At 63.8% G+C, this 21,074-nt stretch carries 24 protein-coding genes; 14 read left to right on the top strand and 10 right to left on the bottom strand.

All coding sequences use genetic code 11. The features are described 5' to 3' along the window. The first annotated feature begins 72 nt into the window (after positions 1 to 72). Genes ACIQ17_RS00180 through fabG form a run of 3 tightly spaced genes read left to right on the top strand, consistent with a single transcriptional unit; the run spans position 73 to position 3,192 of the window. Entirely contained in the window at positions 73 to 1,242 is a 1,170-nt protein-coding gene (locus ACIQ17_RS00180) for an MFS transporter (RefSeq protein ID WP_398464227.1), read from the top strand. A 39-nt stretch (positions 1,243 to 1,281) separates the two neighbouring features. Beyond that, entirely contained in the window at positions 1,282 to 2,496 is a 1,215-nt protein-coding gene (locus ACIQ17_RS00175; RefSeq protein WP_398464123.1) for a multidrug effflux MFS transporter, read from the top strand. A 15-nt stretch (positions 2,497 to 2,511) separates the two neighbouring features. Further along, positions 2,512 to 3,192, top strand: a complete 681-nt coding sequence (fabG, locus tag ACIQ17_RS00170) for a 3-oxoacyl-ACP reductase FabG (protein ID WP_398464121.1) — start codon at positions 2,512 to 2,514, stop codon at positions 3,190 to 3,192. 137 nt (positions 3,193 to 3,329) lie between these two features. Here fabG and ACIQ17_RS00165 read toward each other — a convergent pair whose 3' ends face one another. Both ACIQ17_RS00165 and ACIQ17_RS00160 read right to left on the bottom strand, forming a co-directional pair. Beyond that, complete coding sequence (locus tag ACIQ17_RS00165; protein ID WP_398464119.1) at positions 3,330 to 5,450, bottom strand: DEAD/DEAH box helicase; 2,121 nt, start codon at positions 5,448 to 5,450, stop codon at positions 3,330 to 3,332. Positions 5,451 to 5,655: 205 nt separating this feature from the next. Then, on the bottom strand, positions 5,656 to 6,135 hold the full coding sequence (locus ACIQ17_RS00160; protein WP_398464117.1) for an MgtC/SapB family protein: 480 nt from the start codon (positions 6,133 to 6,135) through the stop codon (positions 5,656 to 5,658). A gap of 134 nt (positions 6,136 to 6,269) precedes the next feature. Here ACIQ17_RS00160 and ACIQ17_RS00155 point away from each other — a divergent pair, with 134 nt between their 5' ends. Continuing rightward, positions 6,270 to 6,953 (top strand): DUF2161 domain-containing phosphodiesterase, encoded by a 684-nt coding sequence (locus ACIQ17_RS00155; protein ID WP_398464115.1) that lies wholly within the window; start codon positions 6,270 to 6,272, stop codon positions 6,951 to 6,953. A 128-nt stretch (positions 6,954 to 7,081) separates the two neighbouring features. Further along, positions 7,082 to 7,381: a hypothetical protein gene (locus tag ACIQ17_RS00150; RefSeq protein ID WP_398464113.1), complete on the top strand. Its 300-nt coding sequence runs from the start codon at positions 7,082 to 7,084 to the stop codon at positions 7,379 to 7,381. Between the two features lie 77 nt (positions 7,382 to 7,458). On the opposite strand, the gene ACIQ17_RS00145 is transcribed toward ACIQ17_RS00150, so the two are convergent. Both ACIQ17_RS00145 and ACIQ17_RS00140 read right to left on the bottom strand, forming a co-directional pair. Further along, positions 7,459 to 8,094 carry a GNAT family N-acetyltransferase gene (locus ACIQ17_RS00145; RefSeq protein WP_398464111.1) on the bottom strand — a complete coding sequence of 212 codons (636 nt, stop codon included), beginning with the start codon at positions 8,092 to 8,094 and terminating at the stop codon, positions 7,459 to 7,461. 169 nt (positions 8,095 to 8,263) lie between these two features. Beyond that, positions 8,264 to 8,662 (bottom strand): PaaI family thioesterase, encoded by a 399-nt coding sequence (locus ACIQ17_RS00140; protein ID WP_398464109.1) that lies wholly within the window; start codon positions 8,660 to 8,662, stop codon positions 8,264 to 8,266. A 104-nt stretch (positions 8,663 to 8,766) separates the two neighbouring features. Here ACIQ17_RS00140 and ACIQ17_RS00135 point away from each other — a divergent pair, with 104 nt between their 5' ends. Further along, positions 8,767 to 9,549: a cobalamin-binding protein gene (locus ACIQ17_RS00135; RefSeq protein WP_398464225.1), complete on the top strand. Its 783-nt coding sequence runs from the start codon at positions 8,767 to 8,769 to the stop codon at positions 9,547 to 9,549. A gap of 3 nt (positions 9,550 to 9,552) precedes the next feature. Here ACIQ17_RS00135 and ACIQ17_RS00130 read toward each other — a convergent pair whose 3' ends face one another. Next, positions 9,553 to 10,296 carry a pyridoxamine 5'-phosphate oxidase family protein gene (locus tag ACIQ17_RS00130; RefSeq protein WP_398464107.1) on the bottom strand — a complete coding sequence of 248 codons (744 nt, stop codon included), beginning with the start codon at positions 10,294 to 10,296 and terminating at the stop codon, positions 9,553 to 9,555. 73 nt (positions 10,297 to 10,369) lie between these two features. Here ACIQ17_RS00130 and ACIQ17_RS00125 point away from each other — a divergent pair, with 73 nt between their 5' ends. The 3 genes from ACIQ17_RS00125 (at position 10,370) to ACIQ17_RS00115 (ending at position 12,360) form a co-directional block, all read left to right on the top strand. Continuing rightward, positions 10,370 to 11,875, top strand: coding sequence for a PLP-dependent aminotransferase family protein (locus ACIQ17_RS00125; protein WP_398464104.1), 1,506 nt, complete (start codon positions 10,370 to 10,372; stop codon positions 11,873 to 11,875). A 78-nt stretch (positions 11,876 to 11,953) separates the two neighbouring features. After that, complete coding sequence (locus ACIQ17_RS00120) at positions 11,954 to 12,106, top strand: hypothetical protein (protein ID WP_398464102.1); 153 nt, start codon at positions 11,954 to 11,956, stop codon at positions 12,104 to 12,106. 11 nt (positions 12,107 to 12,117) lie between these two features. Next, entirely contained in the window at positions 12,118 to 12,360 is a 243-nt protein-coding gene (locus tag ACIQ17_RS00115) for a DUF6719 family protein (RefSeq protein WP_398464100.1), read from the top strand. Between the two features lie 119 nt (positions 12,361 to 12,479). On the opposite strand, the gene ACIQ17_RS00110 is transcribed toward ACIQ17_RS00115, so the two are convergent. From ACIQ17_RS00110 to ACIQ17_RS00100, 3 genes are all read right to left on the bottom strand, one after another. Continuing rightward, positions 12,480 to 13,301: an SDR family NAD(P)-dependent oxidoreductase gene (locus ACIQ17_RS00110; protein ID WP_398464098.1), complete on the bottom strand. Its 822-nt coding sequence runs from the start codon at positions 13,299 to 13,301 to the stop codon at positions 12,480 to 12,482. Between the two features lie 154 nt (positions 13,302 to 13,455). Next, entirely contained in the window at positions 13,456 to 13,854 is a 399-nt protein-coding gene (locus ACIQ17_RS00105; protein WP_398464096.1) for a hypothetical protein, read from the bottom strand. Between the two features lie 47 nt (positions 13,855 to 13,901). Then, complete coding sequence (locus tag ACIQ17_RS00100; RefSeq protein ID WP_398464094.1) at positions 13,902 to 14,060, bottom strand: hypothetical protein; 159 nt, start codon at positions 14,058 to 14,060, stop codon at positions 13,902 to 13,904. 276 nt (positions 14,061 to 14,336) lie between these two features. On the opposite strand from ACIQ17_RS00100, the gene ACIQ17_RS00095 reads away from it, so the two are divergent. Continuing rightward, positions 14,337 to 14,570 (top strand): hypothetical protein, encoded by a 234-nt coding sequence (locus ACIQ17_RS00095; protein ID WP_398464092.1) that lies wholly within the window; start codon positions 14,337 to 14,339, stop codon positions 14,568 to 14,570. 3 nt (positions 14,571 to 14,573) lie between these two features. On the opposite strand, the gene ACIQ17_RS00090 is transcribed toward ACIQ17_RS00095, so the two are convergent. Then, complete coding sequence (locus ACIQ17_RS00090; RefSeq protein ID WP_398464223.1) at positions 14,574 to 15,086, bottom strand: CreA family protein; 513 nt, start codon at positions 15,084 to 15,086, stop codon at positions 14,574 to 14,576. Positions 15,087 to 15,417: 331 nt separating this feature from the next. Between ACIQ17_RS00090 and ACIQ17_RS00085 the strand changes: the two genes are divergently transcribed. Beyond that, complete coding sequence (locus ACIQ17_RS00085; protein ID WP_398464090.1) at positions 15,418 to 16,941, top strand: L,D-transpeptidase; 1,524 nt, start codon at positions 15,418 to 15,420, stop codon at positions 16,939 to 16,941. A 124-nt stretch (positions 16,942 to 17,065) separates the two neighbouring features. Then, on the top strand, positions 17,066 to 17,635 hold the full coding sequence (locus tag ACIQ17_RS00080; RefSeq protein ID WP_398464088.1) for a glutathione peroxidase: 570 nt from the start codon (positions 17,066 to 17,068) through the stop codon (positions 17,633 to 17,635). Positions 17,636 to 17,827: 192 nt separating this feature from the next. On the opposite strand, the gene ACIQ17_RS00075 is transcribed toward ACIQ17_RS00080, so the two are convergent. Then, a complete protein-coding gene (locus ACIQ17_RS00075) occupies positions 17,828 to 18,628 on the bottom strand; it encodes a hypothetical protein (protein ID WP_398464086.1) in 801 nt (266 codons plus the stop codon). 125 nt (positions 18,629 to 18,753) lie between these two features. On the opposite strand from ACIQ17_RS00075, the gene ACIQ17_RS00070 reads away from it, so the two are divergent. Both ACIQ17_RS00070 and ACIQ17_RS00065 read left to right on the top strand, forming a co-directional pair. Beyond that, positions 18,754 to 19,233, top strand: coding sequence for a YaiI/YqxD family protein (locus ACIQ17_RS00070; protein WP_398464084.1), 480 nt, complete (start codon positions 18,754 to 18,756; stop codon positions 19,231 to 19,233). 9 nt (positions 19,234 to 19,242) lie between these two features. After that, a complete protein-coding gene (locus ACIQ17_RS00065; protein WP_398464082.1) occupies positions 19,243 to 21,051 on the top strand; it encodes an ABC-F family ATP-binding cassette domain-containing protein in 1,809 nt (602 codons plus the stop codon). Positions 21,052 to 21,074 lie beyond the last annotated feature (23 nt).

The following is a 21,074-nucleotide window of genomic DNA, read 5'->3' as shown; positions in this document are numbered from 1 at the left end:
CTGCGCCTGCGAACATGACATTTCTCCGGATATTGCGACGCAATATTTCCGTCCAGGAGAAATCCCATTCGCATTTCCCTTCCAATTCTTGCCCTTGCAGCAGCGTCGTTCGGCATCGGCACGACCGAATTCGTGATCATGGGACTGCTGCCGGATGTGGCGCGCAGCCTGTCGGTGACCATCCCCCAGGCCGGCTACCTCGTTTCAGGTTATGCGCTCGGCGTCGTGGTTGGTGCGCCCCTGGTGGCGATGGCGACGGCCGGCATGCCGCGCAAGGCAGCCCTGTTGGCGCTGATGGCGCTGTTCACCATTGGCAATGTCGGCTGCGCGATCGCGCCCGACTATTGGCTGCTGATGCTGGCGCGCGTGGTCACATCCTTCGCGCACGGCGCGTTCTTCGGCATCGGCGCGATCGTGGCCAGCAATCTGGTGCCGCGTGAGCAGCGCACCCAGGCAGTCTCGCTGATGTTTGCGGGCCTCACCCTCGCCAATGTCCTCGGCGTTCCGTTCGGCACCGCGCTCGGTCAGGCCGCCGGCTGGCGCGCGGCGTTCTGGGCCGTCGTCGTGATCGGCGTCATCGCTTTCCTCGCCATCCTGCGTTACGTGCCGTCGGGCATGTCCGGCACACGCGGCGGCCTCGGCCGCGAATTCCGCGCGCTCGGCCGCTGGCCGGTGCTGCTGCCGATGCTGATCTCCACCACCGCCTCGGTCAGCATGTTCAGCCTCTTCACCTACATCACGCCGCTGCTCGAAGAAGTCACCGGCCTGACGCCGCATGGCGTCACCGGCGCGCTGCTGGCCATCGGCGTCGGCCTCACCGTCGGCAATCTGATCGGCGGCCGCCTCGCCGACAAGAACCTGCTGTCCACCGTGATCGGCGCGTTCATCTGCCTCGCGCTGGTGCTCGGCGCGCTCGCCGCTGTCGTGCATATGGCGATCCCGACCCTGGTGCTGCTCGTGCTGTGGGGCGGCATCGCTTTCGCGCTGGTCTCCCCGTTGCAGATCTGGGTGGTGGACGCCGCCACCGACGCGCCAAATCTGGCCTCGACGCTCAATCAGGGCGCCTTCAATCTCGGCAACGCCACCGGCGCCTGGATCGGCGGCGTCGCATTGAATGCCGGCGTGCATTATGGCCAACTGCCGCTGCTGGCGGCTTGCGTTGCGCTGGCCGGCCTTGCGATGACACTGACGCGGTTGATCAATCGCAGCGAACGTTCGGCGCAGGTCAGTCCGGCGGAATAGGCTGCACGACCTCTTCGTTTCGGTTTCAAGGACATCATTGTGGCGCTCGGGCGCGATACGTTTGCTTTTACCGCTTTCCTGGGCACCCTCACCGCGCTGCCGCCGCTGTCGATCGACATGGGCCTGCCCGGCCTCCCCGCCATCGAGGCGACATTCGCGGATGCCGCCGGCCGCGGCCCGCTGACGCTCAGCCTGTTCATGGCGGGCTTTGCGATCTCGCCCCTGATCTGCGGCCCGCTCGCCGATCGTTTCGGCCGCCGCGCCATGCTGCTCGATGGCCTGCTGCTGTTCTCGCTGGCAGCGGGCGCCTGCGCCCTTGCCCCGAATTTCACCGTGCTGCTGGCCTGCCGCCTGCTTCAGGGCTTTGCCGCCGGGGCCTGCGCGATCCTGCCCATCGCCATCGTGCGCGACCTGTTCGTTCACGGCGCCGCGCGACAAAAGCTGTCGCAGATCGCGGCCGTGCTCGGCATCGCGCCGATGCTGGCGCCGGTGCTCGGCGGCTGGGTGATGACAGTCAGCGACTGGCGCGCGATCTATGCGGCACAGGCCGCGGTCGGCCTCATCCTGCTCGTCGTCGGCGCCATCGGTCTTGCGGAATCGCAACCGGTCGAGAACCGCCGCTCGCTCAATCCGCGGCAGCTCACGGAAAGCTATCGCTTCGTGCTCGGTGATCGCAGCTTCGTCGGCTACGCCCTGCTCTATGCCTGCGCCTTTGCCTGCATGTTCGCCTTCATCTCCGGGGCTCCCTCGGTGCTGATCGGCAATCTCGGCCTGTCCACCACCAGCTTCTCGCTCCTGTTCGGCCTGACCTCCTGCGGCGTGCTGGTGGCGTCGCTGATCTCGGGCCAGCTCAGCAAACGCCAGGTGCCGTCGCGAAAGATCATCGCCTTCGGCCTGTTGCTGATGGCGGCGAGTGCCGTCGGGGCCTTGCTGCTGGTTCCTGCAAATGCTGTGACTGTCGCTTCGCTTACGCCGCTGATGGCGCTGACCATCTTCGCCTTCGGCATTCTCGCGCCATCGACCAATCATGAGGCGCTGGCAAACCTGCCCCATGTGGCGGGTTCCGCCGCCGGCGTCATGCGCTGCACCCAGATGGTGATGGGCTCCTTCGCCAGCGCCATGATCGCGGTGCTGGAGCCGTTCGGCCATCCCGCTCTGGTGATGACCGGCCTGATGTCTGTCATGGCGATCATTGCAGGCAGCATCTATCTTTGGGTCCTGCCCGCGGCAAAGGCGGGCGCAGATCACAGCTAGGCGGAGGCACCATTGATGCAGAAGAAGATCGTCGTGATCACCGGCGCTGCCGGCGCACTCGGCCGGGTCGTCGCGGATCGTGCATTGAATGACGGCGCGACCGTCGCCGTGATCGACCACGGGCACAATGACATCGACTCCACACCACAGCGCTTACAGATCGGCGGCGTCGATCTGTCCGACGCTGCGCAGGCCAGCAAGGCGATCGGCGATGTCGTCGCGCAGCTCGGCCGCATCGACGTGCTGATCAATATCGCCGGCGCCTTCAAATTCGAGACCGTCACTGAGGGCGACGGAAAGAGCTGGGAGACGATGCATCGTCTCAACCTGCTCACGGCTCTCAACACATCGCGCGCAGCGATTCCGCATCTGGTGAAATCACATGCCGGGCGGATCGTGAATATCGGCGCCATCGGCGCATTGGAGGCCGGCAGCGGCATGGGCCCCTATGCGGCGTCAAAGGCCGGTGTGCATAAACTGACGGAAACCTTGGCTGCGGAGCTGAAGGGCAAGGTCACGGTCAATGCCGTGCTGCCCTCGACCATCGACACCTCGGCGAACCGCCGCGACATGCCCGATGCGGATTTTTCGAAATGGGTGACGCCGGATGAACTGGCGAGCGTCATCCTGTTTCTGGCCAGCGATGCGGCCAGTGCGGTGACCGGCGCATTGGTACCGGTGCGCGGGCGGGTGTAGCGGCCGAACTGTCATCGCCCGCAAAAGCGGGCGATCCAGTAAACACTGACGTCCGTCCTGAATCGCAGCAGCCGGTGTCTACTGGGTCACCCGCTTTCGCGGGCGACGACAATAGAGCGGGCTGCGCTAGTTAGGTCTCAACCCCGGTCCTTTTTCTTCTTCCCGAACGCCGGCTTCTCGAACTTTGCGGCGCCATCGCGCTTGGCCTTGGCCACGTAAGTCTTCTTTTCCTTACGCGGCTTGTCGTGGAAATCCGGCTTCTTGCCTTCATAGGGCTTCTTGCCCTCATAGCCACCGTCACGCTTCGGCTTGCGATCGTCCCAGCTCGCAGACGGCTCGCGCGCACGATCGGCTTTCAACGGATCATATTTCGGCTTGCGATCCCCGCGCGGCTTGTCATCGAAATTCTGGCTGCCATAGGGCTTGTCGCTGCGCGGACGCTCACGCGGGCCGTCGTCCTTCCACGACTTGCCCTTGTAGGAATCCTTCGCCTTGAAATCCGGACGATCACCGTCAGACTTCCGGAAGTCGTCGCCCTTGCGGTGACGCTTCGGCGGGAAGTCACGATCGCCGCCGCGCGGCATCGGCGTGATCGGGCCGCCTTCCGGACCGTTCGGCAGCGCGTCGATGCGGATATTGTCTTCCTTGTCCGGGCGCTTGATCATGGTCACGAAGCGCTCGGCAGCCGCCGCCGAGATCTCGAACTCGGTGGCGCCGTCATAGATCTTGATGGCGCCGACATCGTTCTTCTCGATGCCGCCACGGCGGCAGATCATCGGCAGCAGCCAGCGGGCTTCGGCATTCTTCTGCCGGCCGATGGCGGCGCGAAACCACTTTGCGCCCTCGCCCATCGGCTCGTTCTTCTTCGGGGTCTTGCGGACGGGCAGACCATCCTCGCCCTTGCGACGGCTGCCGGCACGATCTTCGCGATCACGCGCACGGAACGTGCCGGGATCCTCGACCTCTTCCGGCGACGGCAGACGCGAACGATAGAGTCGCGCCAGTGCGGTCGCGATGGTCTCGGCCGGATGCCGCTCGAGCAGCTTCTTGGCGAACACCGCATCGTCCTCATTCGCCGCATCGTCGAAAATCTTGTCCGACATCATGCGCTCTTCGTCGAGCACGCGGATTTCATCCACGGTCGGTGCTGCGCCCCAGACCGCTTCGGTCTCGGCAAGCTGCAGCAGGAATTCGGCACGGCGACGACGCGACGGCGGCACCAGCAAAACGCTGATGCCCTTGCGGCCGGCGCGGCCGGTGCGGCCCGAGCGATGCTGCATCACTTCCGGATCGTTCGGCAGTTCGGCATGGATGACCAGACCGAGATTGGGCAGATCGATGCCGCGCGCGGCGACGTCGGTGGCGACGCAGATGCGCGCATGGCCATCGCGCAGCGCCTGCAGTGCGTGGGTACGTTCGTTCTGCGACAGCTCGCCCGACAGCGCGACGACGGAGAAGCCGCGCTCCAGCAGCACGCCCTGCAGATGCTTCACCGAATTGCGGGTGTTGCAGAACACGATCGAGGTCGGCGATTCGAAATAGCGCAGCACGTTGACCACCGCATGATCGACGTCGTTCGGCGAGATGCGGATGGCGCGGTATTCGATGTCCGAATGGCCACCTTCGCTGCCGGCGACTTCGATGCGGAAGGCGTTGTTCTGATATTCCTTGGCGAGATTGGCGATGCCGCGCGGCATGGTCGCCGAGAACAGCAGCGTGCGGCGGCTCTCCGGCGTGGTCTCGAGGATGAACTCCATATCCTCCCGAAAACCCATGTCGAGCATCTCGTCGGCCTCGTCGAGCACGACGGCCTTGATCTGCGAAATGTCGAGACGGTTGCGGCGGAGATGGTCGCACAGGCGGCCCGGCGTGCCGACAACGATGTGTGCACCGGAAGCGAGCGCGCGCTGCTCCGTGCGCGGGTCCATGCCACCGACGCAGGACACGACACGGGCGCCGGCCTGGGCATAGAGCCAGGTCAGTTCGCCGTGCACCTGCAACGCTAGTTCGCGCGTCGGCGCCACGATCAACGCCAGCGGCGCGCCGGCCTGCGGCAGCCGCTCGGCGCCTTCGAGCAGATCGGCCGCAATCGCGAGGCCATAGGCGACGGTCTTGCCGGAGCCGGTCTGCGCGGAAACCAGCAGGTCACGGCCGACGGCTTCGTCAGCCAGCACGGCGGTCTGTACGGGGGTGGATTCGCGATAGTTGCGCTCAGCCAATGCACGGGCGAGCGCCGGGGGCGTCGATTCAAAAGACACGGATGTTACCTTGGTTGCAGCAGGCCGCATGGTGCGGCCAGGACTCATCGCGACGAGCGATGCTCGAAATCGAGATACCTGGACCAAACGGAAACGAATCGGCCGTCCTTCATTTGACGGTCACGTCGGGTCCAAGGAGTCCGGAGCGTATCGGGATGGCGCGCTTTTACGCTGCTTTGCAGCAAAGCGCCAGCCCATCCTCCGGCTAAAGTTCGCTATGCGGCTTGGCCCCGTTCTGGTCTTCCTTTCCGCCCTCCTCCTTGAACGGAACCAGCAGCCACAGAGTGAGGAAGGTGAACAGGGAGATGACGACGGCGACATCGTAGGAGCCGAGTCCGACGGCCGCACCGGTGGCGCCGGTCGCCCACAGGCTGGATGCCGTTGCCGTGCCGCGGACCGAGCCGCCGTCCTTCAGAATGGCACCGCCCCCGATGAACCCCATGCCCGTCATCAGACCTTCGATGATGCGCGCGGTGCCTTCGGGGTGTCCGTTCAGGATGCCTTCCGTGGCCTGAACGATGCCGCAGGTCGCGAGCGCTACCAGTGGAAACGTCCTCAGTCCGGCACTGCGTTCGGCGCGCTCCCGGTTCCAGCCGATCGGAAGGGCCAAAATATAAGCGATCGACAGAGCAACGAGATGCGGCAAAACACCAAAAGTATCAGTTGTTTCCAAGAGGGTTTTCACGTGAGCTCCGATGATGTTCGCAAGGTGCTGGAGAATGCCAAGCCGCGTCGGCGCGGATAAACTCCTTCCCGCGACTCGCGGTTCCATCCTTGTCGTGCCCTGCCTTGATCGCTCGCCCAAATTTGGACTTCGCCTTGGAAACCTCGCTCTATCTTCCTGTGAAACGCTTCCTCGAAGACCTCGGCTTCTCGGTGAAGGGCGAGATATCGGGATGCGATCTGGTGGCACTGAAAGGCGAGGATCCGCCCGTTGTCGTGATCGGCGAGCTCAAGCTGAGCTTTAATCTGGAGCTGATCCTGCAAGCCGTGGAGCGCGCCGGCGCCTGCGACGAACTCTGGATCGCCGCCAGGATGTCGATCCGTGGCAAGGGACGCGAGAGCGATGCGCGCTACCGCAACCTGTGCCGCCGCCTCGGCTTCGGCATGTTGGGGGTCACCGATGCCGGGACGGTCGAGATCCTGGTCGAGCCGCCGACCACGGGCCCACGTCGCAATCCGAAGAAGCGCGCCCGGCTGATCACTGAACACAGGAAGCGGATCGGCGACCCCGCCCTTGGCGGCAGCACCAAGACGCCAATCATGACCGCCTATCGCCAGCAGGCGCTCGGCTGCGCCGCCGCCCTTGCCCTCGGCCCGCGCCAGCTGAAGGAGCTGAAGCCGATCTATCCCGACGCGCAGAAGATCCTGCACCGGAATGTCTATGGCTGGTTCGAGCCCGTGTCGCGCGGGATCTACGGACTGACGCCTGCGGGCCATCAGGCACTGGAAAAGTGGCCGCAACCGGCGCGCGGTCTGACCTCAGACTCAGCTTTGCAATAAAGCTACTCACCAAAGCCGTCCGGGATCACGCGGACGTAATGACGCATGGCAGCTTTGCCATGGGTTTTTCATATTGCAATGCAACAATGGCTTCGTTAGGAAGCAAATACGCAACCAGAGGCAGGACGATGAGCGGCGAGTGGAATACGAAATATGGCACCCGGCGCGTGCGGCATGATCCGCCGACCCTGGATGAGGCCATCTTCGCAGCCATCGGCATCACCGAGGACCTCGACCAGCAGGCCGAGATCGCTGCATCGCTGATGGGCCTCCCGATCGAAGAAGTTCAGGCGCAGGTCAAGAAGGCCAGCCGCCCTTCCGGCACGCTTCGGGTCAGCCGCGTCATCGCCGGCGAACAGGGCGCACAGCGCACCGTGGTCGTCGAGCGCCGCGTCACCCGGAAGATCGCCGTCGCCAAGCGCGCTTAACTTCCAAGGCATCGAACCAATAAAAAAGCAGGGCCATGGCCCTGCTTTTTCGTATCTGGATCGGATGATGCGAAAGCTCAGTGTTTGCCGAAACCGGCGGCATTGAACCAGGCACGCCATGCGGCGCGATTGTACTCGCCGACGGCCGTGGCGACGTCCACCGCGCCGGCCTTTGGCGGCACTGCAGCCTTTGCAGGCTTGTCCGACAGATCGATCAGACCCGTGGATTCGCCGTGGCGGAACGACAGCTTGGCGCCGAACTTGCCGGCCAGAGCGCGCATCGCATCGTTCTGTGCACCGGTGGTGACGCGCAGCTTCTTGTACCCCATCGACTTCGCTTTCGCGATCAACTGGGTGAACAAAACGCTGCCAACGCCCTTGCGGCGCATGCAAGATTCCACGCTGAAGGCCACTTCCGGCTCGACATTGACGAGGTCGGCCTGATGCAGCTCGGCGGCGCCGCGAATGACGCCGTCCTCGAAAAAGGCCAGGATCACCGTGCCGTCCTGCACCGAGCGCTCGGCATATTTCGCGACCCATTCATCGCTCAGCGAACCGTTGAAACGGTCGCGGCGGCTGTCACGGTCGAGGCGGAGCAGATGGTCACGGAACAGCGGGAGTTCGCTGGCCGCAAGGACACGAACCGGTCCGCCCTTGGCCGAAGCCTTGGGCGCGCGGTTGGCGATTGCGATGATTGTAGCGGGGCTGAACATGGTCCAATTCCGACGGTTAGCCGTCCGGAACACCTTGATTCTTGTACGCCCCCAATATTGTGCATCGCACAACGAATTTCAAGATCGAACACCTGCGGCAAGACCGCACCTGCCGCAGGCGAGCTATGCAACAGCTTGGAAGTTAATGGAAATTCACCATTCCATGGCGTCAGAGCACGAGTTGTGTCTGTGTCACGACACCCACCAGCTTGCCCTGCTCCGTTTCGATCCGGGTCTGCCAGACCTGGGTGCGGCGGCCGCGATGGATCGGGGTCGCCGTGGCGCGCACCGTGATGCCGGCAGCCGCGCCGCTGACAAAATTGGTTTTGCTTTCAATGGTGGTGGTGCCCTTCGCGTCTTCCGGCAGGTTGACCACCGTGGCCGCAGCCCCCACCGCATCGGCCAACGCCATCACGGCCCCGCCGTGAATGGTATGCCGCGCGGTGCACAGGTCCTCGCGCACAAGCATGGTGGCGACCACGCGGTCGAGTTCGGCCTCGATGAAGGTGACGCCCATGGATACCGAAAACGGCATCGATACGGACTTGATCTTGTCGAGCGGCGTCATGTTGTCTCCCCTGTATGATCGTCCGTCGTGGCGCGGACTGATGGCCCATGGAGACGGATGCGGGGTGCCGTGACAAGTCCCTGTTTCCGCGGCATAGCGATGCGATGCGCCACTTCCCGCCCGAACGCATTGTCTGCCTCACGGAAGAAACCGTAGAGACACTGTATCTGCTCGGTGAACAGGACCGCATCGTCGGTGTCTCCGGCTATGCGGTGCGGCCACCGCAGGTGCGGCGGGAGAAGCCGCGGGTATCGGCTTTTATATCTGCGGACGTACCCAAAATTCTCGCGCTGGAGCCCGATCTGGTGCTCTGCTTTTCGGATCTGCAGGCCGAGATTGCCGCTGCACTGACCCGCGCCGGGGTCGCCGTGCATGTGTTCAATCAGCGCGACATTGTCGGAATTCTCGCGATGATCCGCACTTTGGGCGCTCTGGTTGACGCCAAAACACGCGCGGAAGCGCTGGTGACGCAGCTTTCGTTGCGGCTTTCCAGCGTCAACACAGCGGCAAACTTGCGGCAGGCCAGACCGCGCGTCTATTTCGAGGAATGGGACGATCCGCTCATCACCGGCATCGGCTGGGTGTCGGAACTGATCGAACTCGCCGGCGGGATCGACGTGTTTCCGCAAATGCGTTTTCAGAAATCCGCCAGGGATCGCATCGTGTCGCAGGATCAGGTCCGCGAGGCCATGCCGGATGTCATCCTCGCCTCCTGGTGCGGCAAGAAAGTCGCGACCGAGCGGATCAGGCAACGGCCGGGATGGGGTGACATTCCAGCCGTGCGCGACAATCGCATCATCGAGATCAAATCGCCGCTGATCCTGCAACCGGGACCAGCGGCTCTGACCGATGGGCTCGATGCCATTGTGAAGGCGTTGTGGCCGTAGCCTTCAGCCGTTCGGATATTCCAGCGCATAGGCATCGGTCAGCGCGTCATCAAGCAACCGGCCCTCGCTGAAAATCTGCAGCGATGCAGGACGCTCGACACCGGGCAGCAGACGCGGGCACGGCTCCGGTGCGCCGATCACGGTCTTTACCGGAATGCGCTCGGCATAGATCGGCAACTCGTAGTCCTCATCGTCATCCGCCACGCCCTTGGCGCGGATTTTGGCGGAGGCTTCCTCGATCTCCATCGCGATGAAGGACGTCGCCTTCATCTCCTGCGCCGTGGTCGCGCGCAGGCTCGCGGTGCGATCGGGGAAGAAGCGATCGACCATGGCGATGCCGGCACGATCCTTCTCCGCGGGATCGGTGACGAGATAGGCATTTCCGAAGGCCATCACCGCGCGATAGTCGGCCGAGTGATTGAAGCCACAGCGCGCCAGCACGAGGCTGTCGAGAAAGGCGACGGTGAGACAGACGCGCTGATGCGCGGTCTGGTTCTTCAGCATGCGGCTGGCGCTGGAGCCGTGCCAATAGAGTTTCGTGCCTTCGCGCCAGAAGAAGGTCGGCGTGCAGTAAGGCTGGCCATCGATGACATAGGAGACGTGGCACATCATCGCCGCGTCGAGAATCTTGTGCACGGTCTCGTGGTCGTAGAAACCACGATCGTGCCGCCGCTTCACGCGGTTGCGGGCGGTGAGCGGATAGGATGGCGCAGTCTCGTCAGTCGTCTTCAGTTCGGCCGTGCTCACAACATGTCCCCATGATCTGGAAGTGTTCAAAACAGTTGTAGCTCCCAGATTGGTCTGCGATAGTGCCAATTCCATGCAAAAAATTCCGACCAATTCTCGTGCAGGAAAATCGACATCGGCGGGCCCGCACGCATTGCCGCTCGATCTCGATGGCGCCCATATCGACAGGCAGGCCCCCGCGCCCGATCGCCTCTATCAGGCCCTTCGCCATGCCATCACATCCGGCACGGCCAAGCCCGGCGAAGCGCTGCCACCGTCGCGGCATCTCGCCGGACAGACCGGCTTTCGTCGCAACACCGTCACCGATGCCTATGAGCGCCTGATCACCGATGGCTTTGCCGTGGCCCGCGTCGGCTCCGGCACCTTCGTGGCCGAACGCATTCCGTCGGCCGTTTCTGACAAGGCAGCGAAGCGTATCGCCATCGCCGAACCCCAGCGCGGCATTCTGGCGCTCGGCTGCACCGACATCGACGAAACGGCGCTGCGCCGCTTCCGCGCCTTTGTCGGCCGCCGCATGCGCGCCTTCGGCAGCGAGCACCTGCATTACGGCGATCCACGCGGCAGCCGTGAATTACGCATCGCCATCGCCAATCACCTGCTCTCGGCGCGCGGCCTGCGCTGCGACCCGGACCAGGTCATGCTGACGTCGGGGACCCAGCATGGCCTGCGCATCGTGCTCTCGGCCATCCTCAAACCCGGCGAACAGATCTGGGTGGAGGATCCCGGCTACCCCGCCGCGCGAAAATCCATCGAGCATTATGGCGGCCGCCCTGTTTCGGTACCGGTCGATGACAACGGCATGATCGTCGACAAGGGACGCGCAGCCGCGCCGCGTGCACGTGCTGCTTACGTGACACCGTCGCACCAGTTTCCACTGGGCGTCCAGATGGCGATGCCGCGGCGGCTGGAGCTGCTCGACTGGGCGCGCGAGGCCAATGCCTTCGTGTTCGAAGACGATTACGACAGTGAATTCCGCTATGACGGCGCACCATTGCTGTCGCTGGCCGGCATCGATCACCTGCGCCGCGTCGTCTATATGGGCACCTTCGCCAAGACATTGTTTCCCGGCCTGCGCATCGGCTACTGCGCCCTGCCTGAAAGCCTCATCGGCCCGGTCGCAGCCGCGCGCGCCGCGATGGATCGTTTCCCGGCCACGATGATGGAAGGCGCCATCGCCGACATGCTGAATTCCGGCGCCTTCGCCGCGAACCTGCGCAAGATGCGCGGTCGCTACCGGGAAGCGCGCGATGCGCTGGCGCAAACCTTGACGGATGCATCAGACGGGCAACTCACGGTCCCCGTCCCGTCCCAGGGCCTGCATCTGGTCGCGAAATTCGCATCAACGACGCCGTTGCAGATCGCCGCAGATGCCAAGGCTTCCGCGGATGTCGAAGGCTGGCTGCTTGCCGACACCTATCTGCGCGCCCGTCCCGCGCCCGGCTTCGTGCTCGGCTTTTCCGGCCACCCTATCCGCAAGCTCGTGGCCGCTGCGACGACACTTGCAAAAGCATCGGCGACAACCGCGCGCTTCCACCAAAAGACGAAGCGACGTCGTGGAACCGTTGCCGGGGGATCGTAATTATGGGGAACGGCCGCGTGCTTTCAGAATCGGGTGCGCGTCCGTAATTTGCATCACCAACGGCCCCACGGAGACCTCATGTCCGGCAACCGCAACATCCTCTTCCTGATCATTGGCGCCCTCGTCGTCGGCATCGGCGTGCTCGGCTACAATCTCTATCAGGAGAAGAAGGAGCCGCAGGGCCTGCAGATCAATGTCGGGCCCGATGGCCTGAAGGTGCAGAACAAATAACGGACCATTCCATGCGCACGGCCCTCGCCTTCGGCATTCTCGCACTCGTAACCGTCGCCTCACCGGCTTTCGCGGTCGACCAGGTGTCGCGCGAGGAAGACATCGTCGATCTGCGCCTGGGCCAGCGCATCTGGGTGGATGACGGCTCCTGCCCCACCGGCCAGATCAAGGAAGTCATGGGCGCAACACTCGCCGGCAATGGCAACGTCGCCCGCGTCAAGAAATGCGTGCCGCGCGCAGGATCACGGCGCTGAGGCGAGAAACCGCCCTGCGTCATTGGCCGGACTTTCGGTGATCAGAACATCCCGCTCTCGTACGTGGACTCCAGCGGCCGGCTGAGTGACGTCCTGATGTTCGTGTATCGAGATCATCTTTAGTGTTTCGACGGCTCGCTCGGGGGCACAGGGATATTGCTTTCGCCTGAGCTCGTACCGCCGTCGATCGGCAGTGTGATGCCGGTAATCCAGCGGGATTCGTCGCTGGCGAGAAACAGCACGCCGTAACCGATATCCCAGCCGGTGCCTTCGGTACCGAGCAGCGTCACGCCGGCGCGCGCCATCCGCATCTCTTCACTCATGCCGCGCGACGCCACCATGGGGGTGTAGACCGTGCCGGGCGCGATGCAATTGACGCGGATACCGCAGCGGCCGTGATGGGCCGCCATGGCCCGGGTCAGGCCGATCACGGCGGATTTCGAGGTTGGATAGAGCAGGCTTGGATGGCCGCCGCGCAGGCCTGCCACCGATGTCAGGTTGATGATCGAGCCCCCGCCGGTCTTCACCATCTCGGGGATCGCATATTTCGACATCAGCATCATGGAGGCGACATTGATGCGCATCGCCTCGTCCCAGGACCCGACATCGACCTCGATGGCGTCGCCGCGCGGCCCGGTTATCCCGACATTGTTGACGAGAATATCGATCCGGCCGAAGCCTGCCATGGTGCGCTCGACAATGGCCTCGCAGGTGGCGGGGTCGCTGACGTCACCGTCATAGATCTGGGAGGAGCCGCCCTCGGCGGCGACGAGGCGCGCTGTCTCTTCGGCCCAGTCCGGATTTAGGTCGACCAGTGCGACCTTCGCGCCATGCCGAGCCAGCAGCACGGCCGCGGCGCGTCCGTTACCAATACCGTCGCCACGCGAACCGGCACCGGTGACAATCGCCACCTTGCCCTTCAACCGACCGTCGCCTGTCATCAATGTCCCCTGAAACATGCATTCCAGAGGCCTCCGGCACTGCATTCCCCGCTGAAAGATAGCGCGCAACCCCTGTTCGCCGCAACGATTAGCTTCGCCGCAGAGGTGTGGAAGTAAATTATACCTCCTACACGCGATCAGATTTATGGAGCGATCAATCCAGCACCGGATCATACATACATTGCAATGTCGGCTTGGCGATCTGACTGAAAGTCGCGCTGATAAGTTGCTGCTTGGCGGGCGGGACCCAGTCTTTCTCGATGCTCGGCACGCCGCGCTCGCTGATGCCGCGCATCAGCGCCTCGCGCAGGTCCTGATCCTCGACACTCGCAACGGCATGATCATGCAGGCAGGTGCAGACGCTGTCTGGATGCGCCCAGCGGCCGACCATATGCGGCACACACTGACGCACGAATTCGACACGCCGATCGGTCAGCTTCCGGAGGCCGGAGGAATCCCAGAACTGGGCCTGCGCAGGCTGCCCGGCGAGGCCGGCGAGGCCGGCGACAACGACAGCGAGGACCGCGATGGCGTGACTTTTGACTTTGGTCATTCCGATTTTCTTACCGATTTTCCTGTTCTCCCGGCTGGTGCGACAGCTCAGCGCACCAACGCCACCGCCGTCACCGTTGGCGCCACCACGGACGTGCCATGGAAGGTGAAGCTACCGACATGTGGGAGGCCGCCATCAGCCGATCCCGCCAGCGACGGGCCGGCGACCATCAGGGCAACAGCGAGGATGAGACTGGCGAAGCGCATCTGGCATCTCCCGAGAGCGGCGCCGTTCGCGGCGTCCCAAGGCATTGATAGCCAGCTGCCGTTTCGACCGCCCTGCGTGCCAAGCGCGAAATGGTTTCGTCGGTCGCCTGATCTGTTTCGTCGGAACCGGCGCGACGAAACAATCGCCGTCAAAAGGTCACGCCGACGTCACCCGAGCTTAACCGTGCTGCGCTTTAACCGGCCTGCGACATGACGGGCTGCAACTATTTCAGGCAGTTGCGCGTTTCCACTGCTCTGGACAGAAGGACAGCCGCCGTGGCGGAGAATGACGACAAGCGCATCATCGACACCATCGAGCTCAATCTGACCATTGCGCCTGCGGCAACCCAGCCGAACGCTATTTCGCAACAGCCGCCGCGCTGCCTGCGCGACAATGAGAGTTCGCAGCAGCAGCTGGTGCGCCTCGTCGGCTATCGCGGACCGGCGGTGTCGACGGCAGCGTCCTGGGACCGGCTGCGCCGCGAACAGGCGGCGCTGCAAGCGGGCTGACCGCTACTTGATGAACTCACCGCATTTCTGAACGGCCGTGTCGGCCTGTCCCCACGGCATGATCGGCACTGACGACGTCGAGTTTTTCGGAGAACCTTCAATGATCCGGTCGGAATACACCATGTAAACGAGCACGTTTCGCTTCGCGTCGCAGCCTCGCACGATCTGCATCTTCTTGAAGAACAGCGAGCGACGCTGCCGGAACATGTCCTCGCCCTGATCGCTCTTGGCCTTGAACTTGATCGGGCCGATCTGCCGGCATGCCAGTGAAATGTCCGAGACTTCCTCGGCCAGACCCAGCCAGCCCTTGAAGCCGCCCTTTTCCGGCACGGTGAAGTGGCACGCCACCCCTTCGACTTCCGGATCATCGACGCCATAGGTGGCAAGCTTGTCGTTCGGGCTCAGCCATTTGAAAACGGTGGAGCGGCGAAAGATCAGGTCGGGCTCGTCAGCCGCCTGCGCGACGCTGCCGGCACCGATGGCCATGGCGACCAATGCGAGCGCGGCCGCGCGCATCCAACCGCAGCGAAAGCTAGAACCGATCAAGGACATTCAACTCTCCGTGTCTCACACCGCATATGTAGCGATTGCACGGCGCGGCGGTAGACCGCAGGTGCCCGCGTTAATCCAATGTGAGTGTTTTTTGTTACCCTCTGGGCTCAAGTCTGCAGCGGCGCGATTCGCCCCGCCGGTGAACGCCTTTTGCGCCTGCGACACTAACGCTTCGAGACAGTTTCGAGGAATTTTCAGCGTGACGATTGTTCAGTTTTCGGGGAGCGCTTCCGGCAAGCGCACATTCTTGAGCGGCACTTCCATTTCGCGTCACACATGGTCCCCGCGTCACCTGTTGCAAGCGGCATTGCTGGCGAGTTTCACGCTCGGCGTGGCGGCACCGGCGCATGCGGTGTTCTGGTTTGATGAAGACCCGATGCGCCCGCGCATGATGGAGCAGATGCCGCCGCCGGTGCCGCCACAGGTCCAGCGCGACAACCGGCTGAAGCAGCAAGGCGCTGCGCTTGAGAAAGCGGCGAAGGCCCATGCCAAGCCGGTCGGCCCGGTCGTCATCATGATCTCCATCGACAAGCAGACCCTGCGGGTGTTCGACGCCAACGGCCTGTTCGCGGAATCCAAGGTCTCCACGGGGATGAAGGGCCATGAGACGCCGACCGGCGTCTTCAGCATCATCCAGAAGAACAAGTGGCATAAGTCGAACATCTACAGCAACGCACCGATGCCCTATATGCAGCGCGTGACATGGTCCGGCATCGCACTGCATGCCGGCGCACTCCCCGGTTATCCGGCGTCCCATGGCTGCATCCGCATGCCGATGGCGTTCTCCACCAAGTTGTGGGCCTGGACCCGCATGGGCGCCCGCGTGATCATCACGCCCGGCGAGGTTTCGCCGACGGAGTTTTCGCATCCGCAACTGATTGCGCAGAAGCCGGCGCCCGCCGCTGTTGCGCCGATGGCCGCGCCAAAGGACGAGCAGCCTGCGGCCGCGAAGCCGGATGGCAGGACGACCGAGATGAAGCCGGACGATCTCGGCCTCAAGCCGGCGACGTCCGCCGAGCGCAGCAAGACCGTTACGGCGGATGCCACCAATGCGATCGGTGATCGGCCGAAGCCGGTGCTGTCCGATGCAAGTTCGGCGATGGCGCAGATGCCCGCGACCAGCACGGATAGTGCAAAGCCTACCGAGAAAAAGACCGACGATGCGGCGCGCGTGACGCGCCAGGACGTCGATGCGGCGGCGGCGAAAATCGCCGACGCGCCGGTATCGGAAAACAAGACGGCGCCTGAAGCCCGCGCCGGGCAACTGCCGCCGAAGTCCCCGCTGGCCGATGCGCCCAAGGTCGATGAAAAGATCGACGCAAAACCCGAATCCAGGCCTGAGACGGCCAAGCTGGATGCCGTGGATATCCCGCCACCGCCGGATACGTCGCCGAAGCGCACCGGCCAGATCGCCGTGCTGATCAGCGGTAAGGACGGCAAGCTCTATGTGCGGCAGAACTTCTCGCCGCTGTTCGAGACCGACATCACGATCAAGCCGAGCGATCGTCCGCTCGGCACGCATATCTTTACGGCGCGCATCGACAAGGATGAGGCGAAGAGCATTCACTGGACCGCAGTCTCGCTCCCCTCGGTTCCGCATCGTGCTGCCGCCGGCCGCAAGCAGGCTGCCGCCGCGGAAGCGCCTCCGCTGGCAGGCAGCGCCGCCGAGGCGCTCGATCGCATCAACATTCCGGAGGATGCCATGGCGCAGATCGCCGAGGCGATCGCCACCGGTGGCTCGATCATCGTCTCCGACCAGAGCATCAAGGCCGGCGGCGAAACCGGCCAGGGCACCGAATTCGTGGTGCCGATGCGCTAGTTTTCTGGCGCATGATCCTGTCCGAAAACCGGACACCACTTTTCGGGATCGTGCGCTGATGCGGCCTGTTGACGTCAGCTGCGGGCGGGATCACCCTGCCGGCATTCGACGAACGAGGCGCGCCATGATCAACCGCAGACATCTGCTGACAACGCTGCTCGGCGGCGCAGCTGCCGCTGCGGCCCTGTCACGCGCGGGCGCCCAGACCAGCCGGATGACCGCCTATGGCTTTTCCTTCCCGGGCCTGAAGGGCGGCGACATCAAGCTCGCGGACTATGCCGGCAAGCCGATCCTGGTGGTGAACACCGCCTCGCAATGTGGCTACACCCCGCAATATGCCGGCCTGCAGGAGCTCTGGACCGAGTTCAAGGACCGCGGGCTGATGGTGATCGGCGTGCCCTCCAACGATTTCGGCAATCAGGAGCCCGGCGGGCCGCACGAGATCGACGATATCGCCCGTGGCCGTTTCGGCATCAGCTTTCCCATCGCCGCCAAGACCGTGGTGAAGGGTCCGAACGCGCACCCGTTCTACAAATGGGCCGCCGAGGCGCGTCCGCGCGACCTGCCGCGCTGGAACTTTCACAAATATCTGGTCGGCCGTGACGGCTATCTCGTCGATGCCTTCGGCTCCGAGCTGGAGCCAATGGACACGCGGGTGAAGACCGCGGTGGCGCGGTCGCTGACGGTGGTGTGAATCGACGCGGCCGATGATCTCCCTCCCCGGAGCGAAGCGAATGGGGAGGGTCCGCCGATAGGCGGGGGTGGGGTCTATCCCCGCGGTATGACGTCACGTGGGGATAGACCCCACCCGTCTCAAAGCTCGCTGAACGCTCGCTTTGATCCACCCTCCCCGCCGCGGCCTCGCCGCTTGGGGAAGGGAAAAGAGCTACGCCGCCACGACCTCGCGCGGCTGATAGATCGCGATGTGCTGGCAATGCGCCACCGGCGTCACGCCATTGGCGACCACCAGTGCATCCAGCTCGACAAAGCGGTGGCCCTTTTTCTCGTAATTGCCGGTCACCTTGGCCCGCGCCACCAGCTCGTCATCGACGGAGGCTGCAGCCAGGAGCTGCATCCGGCTGCCGACATGGATCCACGGGCCGAGGATGGCATTGTCCACCAACACCTTGTTCATGATCCGCTGCAGCACACCGGGATGGACGAGACCGTCACGGAGATACATTTCCTCGGTCTCGCGCACCTCACCCAGATATTCCGCGAGCCCGTCCTCCGGCCACACCCGCGGCGCGGTGCCGAGCCACTTGTCCTGGGCGTAGGAATCCGGATTGACCGGCAGACGTTTCGCCACCGCCGGCGTATCCGGAAAATCGTCCAGCGCCGGAACCACGGGGAAAGCCGCCAGCGACGCAGAACCCGTGGCACGGATATCACCCTTGCCCTCCACCGCCAGTTTCAGGCCCTCGCCGGCAGTCTCGGCCGTCACATCGACGGTTTCGCCGTCATAGACCGGCTTGATGAACCGTGCCTCGATCAGCCCGCGCTCCAGGAACTCGCGGCCCCAATGCGCAACTGCCGGATGCACCATATAGGCCAGCACGTCGACGCCCGGGACGAGACCGCCGGAAAAGCCGAATTTCTGCGCCACGGTGTCGTCATGCATCTTATTTTCGGACTGCTTGGCCGTGTTGAAGGCCTCGACGCGATAGGGCGTGATCCGCTGTGTCATGTTCCCTCCCGAACGCTCGCGAAGATTGGTATTCGCTTTCAGGAGATGATACCCCTCACCCCGCGCGAGGCAAGGCGAGGCAGTCGGAACCGCCGGCGTTGTGACATCCGGAGCACAGGCACCACTTGAATACCCGCATCTATATCGACGCCGATGCCTGCCCGGTGAAAGACGAGATCTATCGCGTCGCCGCGCGTTTCAACCTGCCGGTCAGCGTGGTCGCAGGAACCTGGCTGCGGGTGCCTCAGGATCCGATGATCGAATGCATCGCCGCCGGCTCCGGCATAGACGCTGCGGATGACTGGATCGCGGAACGCGCCACCAAGGGCGATGTGGTGATCACCGCCGACATCCCGCTGGCAAGCCGCTGCGTCAAATCCGGCGCCGCCGTCATCGCGCCGAATGGAAAACCGTTCACCGAACAATCCATCGGCATGACGCTGGCGATGCGCAACCTGATGACCGACCTGCGCTCCACCGGCGAAATCACCGGCGGGCCCAAATCCTTCGCGCCGCGCGACCGCTCGGCCTTTCTCTCCGCGCTCGACCAGACGATCCGCCGCATCCAGCGCGATCAGGCTGCCAGCGCGCCCAAGCAAAGTTGAACTGACGTCATGGCTCCTCCGCTCATCCAGCTCAAGGACATCTCGCTGACCTTCGGCGGCACGCCGCTGCTCAAGGGCGTCGAACTCACGGTGTCGCAGGGCGACCGTCTCTGCCTGATCGGCCGCAACGGCTCCGGCAAATCGACGCTGCTGAAAATCGTCGCCGGCCTTGTCGACAACGACAATGGCAGCCGCTTCGTGCAGCCCGGCGCCACCGTGCAATATCTGCCGCAGGAGCCGGACTTTTCAGGCTTCGCCACCACACTCGCTTATGTCGAGGCGGGCATGCATGACGGCGACAATCACTATCAGGCGCAATATCTGCTCGAGCAGCTCGGCCTCACCGGCCAGGAGAATCCGGAAAACCTCTCCGGCGGCGAAGCGCGCCGCACGGCGCTCGCCCGCGTGCTGGCGCCGGAGCCCGACATCCTGCTGCTGGACGAGCCGACCAACCATCTCGATCTCACCACCATCGAATGGCTGGAAAGTGAACTCGCCTCGCGGCGCTGCGCGCTGGTGCTGATCAGCCATGACCGCCGCTTCCTCACCAATCTGTCGCGCTCCACCGCCTGGCTCGATCGCGGCCAGATCCGCCAGATCGATCGCGGCTTCGGTGCCTTCGAGGAATGGCGTGACGAGGTGCTGGCGGAAGAAGAGCGCGACCAGCACAAGCTGGACCGCAAGATCGTCAATGAAGAACACTGGCTGCGCCACGGCGTCTCCGGCCGCCGCAAGCGCAACGTCAAGCGCCTGGCCGGCCTGCATGAGCTGCGCGCGCAGCGCCGCGACTATCGCGGCGCCCAGGGGAATGCGACGCTCGCCGCTGCAGAGGCGGAAAAGTCCGGCAAGCTGATCTTTGAGGCGAAGAACATTTCGCGCACCTATGGCGATCGCAAGATCGTCGAGGATTTCTCGATCCGCGTGCAGCGTGGCGATCGCATCGGCGTGGTCGGTCCCAACGGCGCCGGCAAGACGACGATGATCAACATGCTGACCGGCAATGAACCGCCGGATTCCGGCACGGTCCGCTTCGGCGCCAATATCGAAATGGCCACGCTGGATCAGCATCGCGAAAGCCTCAATCCGAAGACCACGCTGGCGGAAGCGCTGACCGGCGGCCGCGGCGACCATGTGATGGTCAATGGCCAGCTCAAGCATGTGGTCGGCTATATGAAGGACTTTCTGTTCTCGCAGGAGCAGATGCGCACGCCGCTGGAAGTGCTGTCCGGTGGCGAACGCGGCCGCCTGATGCTGGCGCGCGCATTGGCCAAGCCATCGAATGTGCTGGTGCTGGACGAACCGACCAACGATCTCGATCTCGAGACCCTCGACGTGCTCGAGGAAATGCTGAGCGAATATCAGGGCACGGTGATCCTGATCAGCCATGACCGCGACTTCCTCGATCGCGTGGTGACCTCGGTGATCGTGCCGGATGGCAACGGCAAATGGACCGAATATGCCGGCGGCTATACCGACATGCTGGCGCAGCGCGGTGCTGATCTGAAGCGCGAGGCGAAGGTGGTTGTGGCTGAGGCCAAGAGCAGCGGCGCATCGACTGCGGCCAAGCCAGCCTCCAAGCGCAAGATGAACTTCAAGGAAAAACACGCGCTGGAAACGCTGCCGAAGACCATGGCGAACCTGCAATCCGAAATCGCCAAGCAGCAGCGTCATCTCGACGATCCCAATCTCTATGCCAAGGATCGCAAGAAATTCGACACGGCAAGTGCTGCGCTGTCGAAGGCGCAGAAGGAATTGGCGGACGCCGAAGAACAGTGGCTGGAGCTGGAAATGCTCCGCGAGGAAATCGAGAACGCGTGAGTTTGTGGCCCATCCTTCGAGGC

Source organism: Tardiphaga sp., from assembly GCF_044340795.1.
GTDB lineage: Bacteria > Pseudomonadota > Alphaproteobacteria > Rhizobiales > Xanthobacteraceae > Tardiphaga.
The sequence above is the reverse complement of the archived record's forward strand: the minus strand, read 5'-3'. Positions and strand labels throughout refer to the sequence as shown.